An 8,526-nucleotide genomic window follows, 5' to 3' on the forward strand; every position below is an offset into this window, starting at 1 on the left:
CTGCTGCACGAAGCCGAAAGCGCCATCGATCCGCACCGGATCGCGGAGATCCAGACCCGGCTCGTCGACATCGACGCGCATTCGGCCCCGAGCCGCGCCGCGGCGATTCTCTCAGGCCTCGGCTTTTCCGCGGCCGACCAGGCGCGGCCCTGCGCCGAATTCTCCGGCGGCTGGCGCATGCGCGTCGCCCTCGCCGCGACGCTGTTCGCAGCGCCCGACCTGCTGCTGCTCGACGAGCCCACCAACTATCTCGACCTCGAAGGCACGCTGTGGCTCGAGGATCATCTGGCGCATTATCCGCGCACGGTGATCGTGATCAGCCACGATCGCGACCTGCTGGAAAGCTCGGTCGACCAGATCCTGCATCTGGAGCGCGGCAAGCTCACGCTCTACAAGGGCACCTATTCCTCGTTCGAGGAGCAGCGCGCCGCACGCGAACTGCTCGATGCCAAGCAGATCAAGCGCCAGGAAGCCGAGCGCGCGCGCCTGCAAGCCTTCGTCGACCGCTTCAAGGCCAAGGCCTCGAAGGCCCGCCAGGCGCAATCTCGCGTGAAAATGCTGGAGCGGCTGAAGCCGATCACGGCGCTGGTCACCGAGGACGTGCGCGAGATCAGCTTTCCTGCGCCGGAGAAAATTCTCTCCCCGCCGATCATCGCCGCCGACAACGTCTCGGTCGGCTACGATCCGGCCATGCCCGTGCTGAACCGCGTCACTCTGCGCATCGACAATGACGACCGCATCGCGCTGCTCGGGGCCAACGGCAACGGCAAGTCGACGCTGGTGAAGCTGCTTGCGGGCCGCCTCGCGCCGTTTTCGGGCCGGGTGACGCGCGCCGACAAGCTGTCGATCGCCTATTTCGCCCAGCACCAGCTCGACGAGCTGAACGAGGACGCCTCCTCCTACGATCATGTCCGCAAGCTGATGGGCGATGCGCCCGAGGCCAAGGTGCGGGCGCGCGCCGGCGCGATCGGTTTCTCCGGCAAGGCGGCCGACACCAAGGTCGGAAAACTCTCGGGCGGCGAGAAGGCGCGGCTGCTGCTCGGCCTTGCGACCTTCTTCGGCCCCAACATGATCATCCTGGACGAGCCGACCAACCATCTCGACATCGACAGCCGCGCCGCGCTTGCGGAAGCGATCAACGAGTTTCCCGGCGCGGTCATCATGGTCTCGCACGACCGCTATCTGATCGAAGCCTGCGCCGACCGGCTCTGGATCGTCGCCGACCGCACCGTGACCAATTACGACGGCGACCTCGACGAATACCGCCGCCTGGTGCTGTCGTCGCGCAACGCAGACGCCCCGCGCGAACGCAGTCCCGCGAGCGAAAGGCCGCAGCGTCCGAGGTCGGACAATCGCGGCTCGCTGAAGAAGCGCATCGCGGAAGCCGAGGCCGAGATCGCCCGCGTCGGCGAGATCATCGCCAAGATCGACACCGCACTGTCGCTTCCCGACATTTTTACGCGCGACCCCAAGCAGGCCGCGCAGCTGTCGAAGGCGCGCGCCAACGCGGCCGACGCGCTGGCGCGCGCGGAAGAGCAATGGATCGAGGCGAGCACGCAGTTCGACGAGGCGACGGGGTAGATTCAGTCGGCATATTGTCCGGCGGCCTTGATGATCGGGGCCCAGCGGTCGACCTCGCTCGCCAGCATCGCGCCCAACGCCTCCGGCGTCGCCTTGTCCTGCGGGACCGGCTCGGTGTTGATGTCGTTGAACCGGGCGACCAACACGGGATCCCTGAGTGCCGCCTGAAGCGCCGCCGTCAGCTTCTGAACGACCGCGGGCGGCGTGCCCTTGGGCGCGTAGATGCCGTGCCAGACACCGAGCTCGAAGCCTTTGAGGCCGGCCTCGTCGGCGGTGGGCAGATCGGGCAGGCTCTTCAGCCGCTCCTTAGTGGTGACCGCATAGGCCTTGACCTGCTTGGCCGTGATCGGCCCGGTCGTGTTGGTCGCCTGGTCGCAGGTGAGATCGATCTGCCTGCCGAGAAGATCATTCATGATCGGACCGTTGCCCTTATAGGGTATCGTGGTGAGCTGCTTCTGGATCGCCGTCATGAACAGCATGCCGCAGAGATGCGATGCCGCACCTAACCCGGCATTGGCGTAAGTCAGCTTGTCGCCCTGCTGCTGGGCGTAGGCGACCAGTTCCTTGAGCGTGTCGGCCGGGAAATCCGGACGCGCGATGATGGTCATCGGCGCATTGGTCACGAGCCCGATCGGCGCAAAGGCGGTCTTGGTGTCATAGCTCAGATTGCGATACAGCGTGGCGGCGGTCGAGATGCCGACATGATGGACCAGCAGCGTATACCCGTCCGGCTGGGCACGCGCGGCGCGGGTCGTGCCGATCGTGCCGCCGGCGCCGGTCGCGTTCTCGACGATGACCTGCTGTCCCAGGGATTTCGACATGCCCGCCGCGGTCAGGCGCGCGATGGTGTCCGTCGGTCCCCCGGCGGCGTATGGCACCAGCACGGTGATGGTTCTCGACGGATAGTCCTGGGCGGCTGCCGCGCCGAGCGACAGAAGCAGAGCCGACACGAGGGCAATGAAGAACCGCATAGTCTCCTCCAGATTGTTGTTCACTCCATAGAAGCGCATTCCCGCCCGCAAGACCATCAGGAAAGCGATTTCATCAGGAGTGTCGAGATAACGACGTGCTTCGGCCGCACCGCGCTATCACTCCCCGACATTTTTACCCGCGATCGCAAGCAGGCCGCGCAATTGTCAAAAGCGCGCGCCAATGCCGCAGACGCGCTGGCGCGAGCCGAGGAGCAGTGGCTGGAGGCGAGCACGCAGTTTGACGAGGCGGCAGGCTAGTCAGCCTATCGGCGCTGAAATGTCTGCTGCCGCACGATGACGTCGACGATCGACCTAGGACGCAATCAAAGATCTTGCCAGACCGGCAATCTGATCGTGGGAATGAGGTTTGCGCATGTTGCCTTGCAAACCTTGGCGAAAATCGCTTGCGCCTGTTTACGGACGTCAATTGCTTCGCTGCGTCGGCCTGTCGATTCGTACAGGCTGGCGAGGTTGAAGAGCACCACCGCAAGGGTGGGCGTGTCTGTGCCGGCGCCTTGCCGCACCAGTTCCAGAGCTCGGTTGAACAACTGCTCTGCTTCTTTCGCTCGATCCAGCTGCATGAAAAGTAACGCCTTGTCATTCAAGATGCCCGCCAAAGCAGGACTGTTGTTTCCCAGCGCTTCGCTCAAGATGCCTTCGGCTTCGTTGTAAATGGCCTCGACCTTTGGTCTGGCCGAGGCCGAGCTTGAGTCGGCCGAGACGATCGAGACTTGCGGCGACCGTCGGATGCCGGGGTCCGAGGACCCTGCGATATATTGACAGCGGCCGATCATAATATTGATCGGCATTGCCGTACTTCCCTCGAAGACGGTAGGTGTCTCCAATACCCGCCAGGATATCGGCGACCGACAATGACTCAGGACCGAATCTCGTTTCCGCAATGACTAAACTGCGTTGCAGCAGGACCTCGGCAGCATCGGGCTCGCCGTTTTGCGTGCGAAGCGAGGCAAGATTGATCAGCGCCGGAAGCATCTGGGGATCCCCGGCTCCGAACCATTTCTCGTAGATCTGGAGAGCATTGGCGATGTGGGCCGCGGTGTGCTCCGAGTCATGCTGAGCCAAAGCGAGGCGCGCCAAATCGACAAAGCTATCCGCGATTGTGACGTGTTCCGGTCCGAAAGCCCTTTGGCGGATGCTCAGTGCCCGCCGAAACAAGCGATCGGCTTCGTCGTATTCAGCCCGTTCCTGATGAATGACGGCGAGCGTCAACAAGCCGCGCACGACGAACGGATGATCCGGGCCAAGGGCTTTGGAATAGACCGCGAGCGGGCGGCCTGCGATGCGCGCCGCCTCTGCGAAGCGCCCCTGCCGACGCATCAGCTGGATCAAGCTGACCAACGTGTCCGCGACTTCTTCATGGTCGGGACCGAGAACTTTCTCGCGGCCCGCAAGCACCCGCTGGAAAATAGGCTCAGCCTCGGCAAGACGCCCCTGACCTTGAAGCGCCAATGCCAGGCTCTGAGCGTCGGCAAGGGTGTGTCGATTTTCGGGCCCCCAAGCCTTTTCTCGAATCGCGAGCGAGCGACGAAATAGCGGCTCTGCCTCGACAAAGCGCGCCTCTGCCCGATACAGGGCTCCCAGGTTGAATAGCGCCTCGGCAATTCGCGGATCGTCAGGCCTAAATCTCTTTTCCCGCATCTCCAGCGCGCGGCGAAGAAGAGGCTCCGCCTCGCTGTAGCGGCTTTGCTGCCGGTACGTCGTCCCCAAATGGACCAGCACCTCATCGACTGCGAGTTCGGCCTCGAACGGCGTCTTTTCGCGAAGTGCGAGAGCCTCCTTGAACACGGTTTCGGCGTCGGCATATCGTCCGGCGGTGCTGAAGATGAAACCAAGCACGGCCAGCGGGCCCGACACCCGGACATGCGCCGGCCCAAAGATTCGCCGGGTGACATCGAGCGAATGGCGGGCCGACGCCTCTGCTTCCGCGAAGAGGTGCTCGTCCATGTAGATCAGAGCCAGGAATTCATAATCGGAAGCCAGCCCTGCCTCGTCCTGCTTGTCAAACTGCTGCTTGATCTCAATGCACTGCCTCATCAACCTTTCAGCGGCTGAGAAGTCCGACTGCTGCCTTAGAAAGAGAGCTCTTTGTCTGGCTGCGAAGGCTGCATACAGATCGTATTCCTTACTTGGATGGCGGGTATAAGTGTCGATCACCGCCTGGAAATACGGCTGACCTCTGCTCGGTTTGTTCATCCGCAAGGAAATCGATCCTAGAACCCCCTCAAACAAGACCGTCTGAACATGGTCGTCACCCGATCGCTTTCGCCGAATGGCCAATCCACGTTCCGCGGCGCTCCAAGCCTCATCATATCGATGCAACTTGGTGAACAGCAGCACCGCCTGCCAATGGAGCGTATCGGCGACTAGCAGTCCCTCCGGCCCCTGTGCTTTCTCCGCCGCGGCCAGCGCTTCCTTGTAGGCCTCATCCGCCTCCATCAGCTTGTTCGCCGCRGCTAATGCGATCGCGTTGCGCAGCAGCGTCCCCGGCTCGACTGGTGGGCGGGCGTCCGGCGAATTTTCGGGCGTGATGACCTGATCGCCGCTTGCCTGCAATACACAGAGGCCCGCACAAGCACATTGCACGAGCAAAGCAATGAGGGCGGCTCGTCGCCTCAGCATGCGACTTTCTCAAATACAAAGGCCAGCTATCCGCAATGCGCGGATGATCCCTTAGTCGTGGCACCCCGTCAACCAGGAGTAAATTAAAAATAACAGCACAACTTGGTCAGTAGATCGAGGTCCCGCATCGCGCCGGCGCATGGGACACCGGGCGTCGCGAGTTGGCACGGACCGACGCGCGGCCAGCAACGCAAGCACGCAGTGATAGAGGAAATGCGTGAGGTGATCCGTAAGGCGACGATACCAATTCAATCGGTTCACTACGCCGGTACCTGCAGGAAAGTGCGAAAGCATCTGCAAACCAGGGAAAGCGAACGCGGCGCTGCCCGCGCTGTACTTCATCCTTGAAATCAGCACCGAATTGGAGAAATCTGTCGGCATTTCAGATAGTATTTTTGGAGCGTGCAAATGACCGAGGCGGTAGAGGTCGTTCTGTGGAGTGCCGCGCTTGCCACTTGGATACTGATTTTCATCGGCTTGGTGGCCAACGGCGTGAAGACGCTTTCGAGCAGGTTCAGCCGCAGACTGAAAACTGAAAGTCGCCCCAAGGCTCCTGGTCTGCATCGAACCACGTCACCCTAGCTGCGTCGCGGAAAAACGCGCTTGGGCATTGGACTTGGTCCGTTTGCGATTGCTCGTAACCGGTGCATGGTCTTGCGCCGACAACAGCACCGCGGGCAAGAACCGTACGTCATGGAATTTAAGGCGCAGCAGCCAAATTGCAGTCTTCACCTTTAAACGGGAGGACATTGTGAGATCTTTGCGCAAGGCGTCGCTTCACACGTTGATCTTTTTGGTAGCCGTAAGCTCGCTCAGCAGCGGCGGCGTGACCCAGATGCGTGCCGCATCGTCCTCCGAGGGTCTGCCCGACTGGGCCTTCTTGTGGGACCCGGCCGTGAAGGTACCCCCACCCGACGACAAGCCCAACCCGCTTCCGGGGAGCAGCGTGGCGTTCAGCTGGAAGCAGGCGCGTGATCTGTTCTTCGCCCCCGACTGGCATCCGGACGATCATTCAGTCATGCCGGAGATCGTTGCGAATGGACGAAAGCCCGAGGTTCGCGCCTGCGGATCATGTCACCGTGTCGAGGGTACAGGTGGTCCCGAAAATGCAAGTCTCGCCGGCCTGCCCGTAAGCTACTTCGTTCAGCAAGTCGCGGACTTCAAGAGCGGCGCGAGGAAGATGTCGGGCCCTGAGCGGCCCTCAACACAATTGATGATGGCATCGGTCAAAGCCATGACTGACGCCGAGGCTCTCGCTGCCGCAGAATATTTCGCGGCGTTGAAACCCAAGCGCGTCATCAAAGTCGTCGAGGCAGACACGATTCCGAAGACCGGGCCATCGCGGTTGTTCTTCGTGAAAAGTCCGGAAGGTGGCACGGAGCGACTTGACCGGCGGATTGTCGAGATGCCTGACGACGTGGATCAGTTCGAACTGCGCGACTCACGCGCGATGTTTACTGCCTACGTGCCGATTGGAAGCCTGGCAAAGGGAGAGGCGCTGGCGAAAGGCGGCGGACCAGGCGCGGCCGCCAGCTGCGCAACCTGCCATGGGTCGGAATTAAAGGGGACAGACTCGGCTCCGTCGATCGCGGGACGATCTCCGACTTATGTCGTGCGCCAACTGGTGGAGTTTCGGCAAAACACACGCACCAGCGACGCAGCCGCCCTCATGCGGCAGATTGTCGAAAATCTCTCGCAAGACGACATGATCGCGCTTGCGGCTTACCTCGGTTCGCTCGAGCCTTGATCTGAGCCCGAGCGGCGCCAACCTGCGACCGCAAGCCCGGTCGGAGCAGCCGTCAGGTCGCGGCCTTCTTCTTCGCCTTCGGCTTGACTGCCTTCGGCGCCGGCTGCGGCTCGGGATTGCCCTCGATCGATGACAGGCGGCCCGAGGTGAAGGTGTAGATGCCCGCGCGCGGACCCGTATTCCAGGTGACGACGGCGACACGCCTGCCGGCGGCATCATTGGAGAGGTTGACGTTGGAGGGCCCGCCGATGCCGCGCACCACGTCGCATTCGGTGTGGCCGAGCGCGACCGTGCCGCCCGCCGGTGCGGTCGTCGACGCATTGGCGTCAGCCGGCCCGGGAGGCGGCGCCATGCCGGGACAGGCGCCGTCGGCGCTGACGAGATCCTCGGCTCGCACCGGCTTGTCGGGGGTCAGCGGCGGCGATTCGATCGAGATGTTCTTGATGAACAGGCGGCCGGGCTTCTGAAACCACTCGGCATCCTTGGACAACAGGTCGGGGGCACCGCCCGAACAGCCCGCGATCAGCGGTGCGACGGTGGCCAACGCAACTATGAGCGACCTGGGAAGCTTTTGATGTCGCACGATAAACTAAATTCCCCGCGTGAAGGACCAGCCCTAAGCGATTGTCCCAACATCCCTTTGCGGCACGAAGGTGGCCAAAGCCAGTCTGCCCCGGAAAGTGCAAATTATCATTAATTGCGAGCGACGGCTAATTCCGCCGCTGCCACCGGCCGCGCTCGTCGGCCTGCCAGTAAGTGACCTCAAATCCCTTCGTCTTGCAATCCGTCCAGGCGCTTCGAGCCAACGCCAGCGCGTCCGGATCGTCGCCGTTGAACAACAGCACCATGCGCGCGTAGCTCTCCGAGTCCTGCGGCAGTGCCGCGTTGTCGACCAGGAAGCGGACATGGGCGCCGTTCGGATTGCCTTCCTCGATCGCGAGCACGATCGGCTGATCAGCGGCATCGTTCACGCGCCATGTCGCGTGCGGCAGGAAGGAATCGTCGCGATAGGTCCACAGATGCGCGTCGAGCGCATCGGCGCGCTCCTCCGAGGTCGACTGCACCACGACGCGCCAGCCGCGCTCGAGCGATTTCTCGAGAAGCGGCGGCAACACGTTCTCCACCGTCATGTTTTGCAGATGGTAGAACAGCACTTCAGTCATCTTGGCTCATTTGCGCTCGTAGTGATCCGCGACCAATCGATCAAGAAGCCGGACGCCATAGCCGCTGCTCCAGCTCTGGTTGATATCGGTCTTCGGCGCGCCCATCGCGGTGCCGGCGATGTCGAGATGCGCCCAGGGCGTGCCGTCGACGAAGCGCTGCAGGAACTGCGCCGCGGTAATCGAGCCGCCATGGCGGCCGCCGGTGTTCTTCATGTCGGCGAACTGGGAATCGATCAGCTTGTCGTATTCGGGACCGAGCGGCATGCGCCAGACCTTTTCCCCGCTCTCGATGCCGGCCGCCAGCAGGCGCTCGGCGAGCTCGTCATTGTTGGAGAACATGCCGGCATGATCGGTGCCGAGCGCGACGACGATCGCGCCGGTCAGCGTCGCCAGGTCGACCATGAATTTCGGCTTGGTCTTCTTG

At 62.5% G+C, this 8,526-nt stretch carries 7 protein-coding genes and 1 pseudogene; 2 read left to right on the plus strand and 6 right to left on the minus strand.

Annotation, left to right across the window (positions count from 1 at the left end):
- On the plus strand, positions 1–1,581 hold a 1,581-nt coding region (locus ACXJL8_RS26100), incomplete at its 5' end, for an ABC-F family ATP-binding cassette domain-containing protein (protein WP_456685845.1).
- A 2-nt stretch (positions 1,582–1,583) separates the two neighbouring features.
- On the opposite strand, the gene ACXJL8_RS26105 is transcribed toward ACXJL8_RS26100, so the two are convergent.
- The 3 genes from ACXJL8_RS26105 to ACXJL8_RS26115 form a co-directional block, all read right to left on the minus strand.
- Positions 1,584–2,552: a tripartite tricarboxylate transporter substrate-binding protein gene (locus ACXJL8_RS26105; RefSeq protein WP_456621904.1), complete on the minus strand. Its 969-nt coding sequence runs from the start codon at positions 2,550–2,552 to the stop codon at positions 1,584–1,586.
- A 323-nt stretch (positions 2,553–2,875) separates the two neighbouring features.
- Positions 2,876–3,157: a tetratricopeptide repeat protein gene (locus tag ACXJL8_RS26110; protein ID WP_456621903.1), complete on the minus strand. Its 282-nt coding sequence runs from the start codon at positions 3,155–3,157 to the stop codon at positions 2,876–2,878.
- The gene (locus ACXJL8_RS26115) at positions 3,150–5,192 is read right to left on the minus strand and encodes a tetratricopeptide repeat protein (RefSeq protein WP_456621902.1); all 2,043 of its coding nucleotides are present in this window, start codon (positions 5,190–5,192) and stop codon (positions 3,150–3,152) included. Before ACXJL8_RS26115 ends, ACXJL8_RS26110 begins: the two co-directional genes overlap by 8 nt.
- Positions 5,193–5,817: 625 nt before the next feature.
- Between ACXJL8_RS26115 and ACXJL8_RS26120 the strand changes: the two genes are divergently transcribed.
- Positions 5,818–6,939 carry a c-type cytochrome gene (locus ACXJL8_RS26120; RefSeq protein WP_456621901.1) on the plus strand — a complete coding sequence of 374 codons (1,122 nt, stop codon included), beginning with the start codon at positions 5,818–5,820 and terminating at the stop codon, positions 6,937–6,939.
- A 52-nt stretch (positions 6,940–6,991) separates the two neighbouring features.
- On the opposite strand, the gene ACXJL8_RS26125 is transcribed toward ACXJL8_RS26120, so the two are convergent.
- The 3 genes and pseudogenes from ACXJL8_RS26125 to ACXJL8_RS26135 form a co-directional block, all read right to left on the minus strand.
- Complete coding sequence (locus tag ACXJL8_RS26125) at positions 6,992–7,483, minus strand: hypothetical protein (RefSeq protein ID WP_456621900.1); 492 nt, start codon at positions 7,481–7,483, stop codon at positions 6,992–6,994.
- Positions 7,484–7,649: 166 nt separating this feature from the next.
- Positions 7,650–8,102, minus strand: a complete 453-nt coding sequence (locus ACXJL8_RS26130) for a DNA polymerase III subunit chi (protein ID WP_456621899.1) — start codon at positions 8,100–8,102, stop codon at positions 7,650–7,652.
- Positions 8,103–8,108: 6 nt separating this feature from the next.
- Positions 8,109–8,526, minus strand: a pseudogene (locus ACXJL8_RS26135) (leucyl aminopeptidase); the annotation flags it as partial.

Source organism: Bradyrhizobium sp. P5_C11_2, from assembly GCF_054049755.1.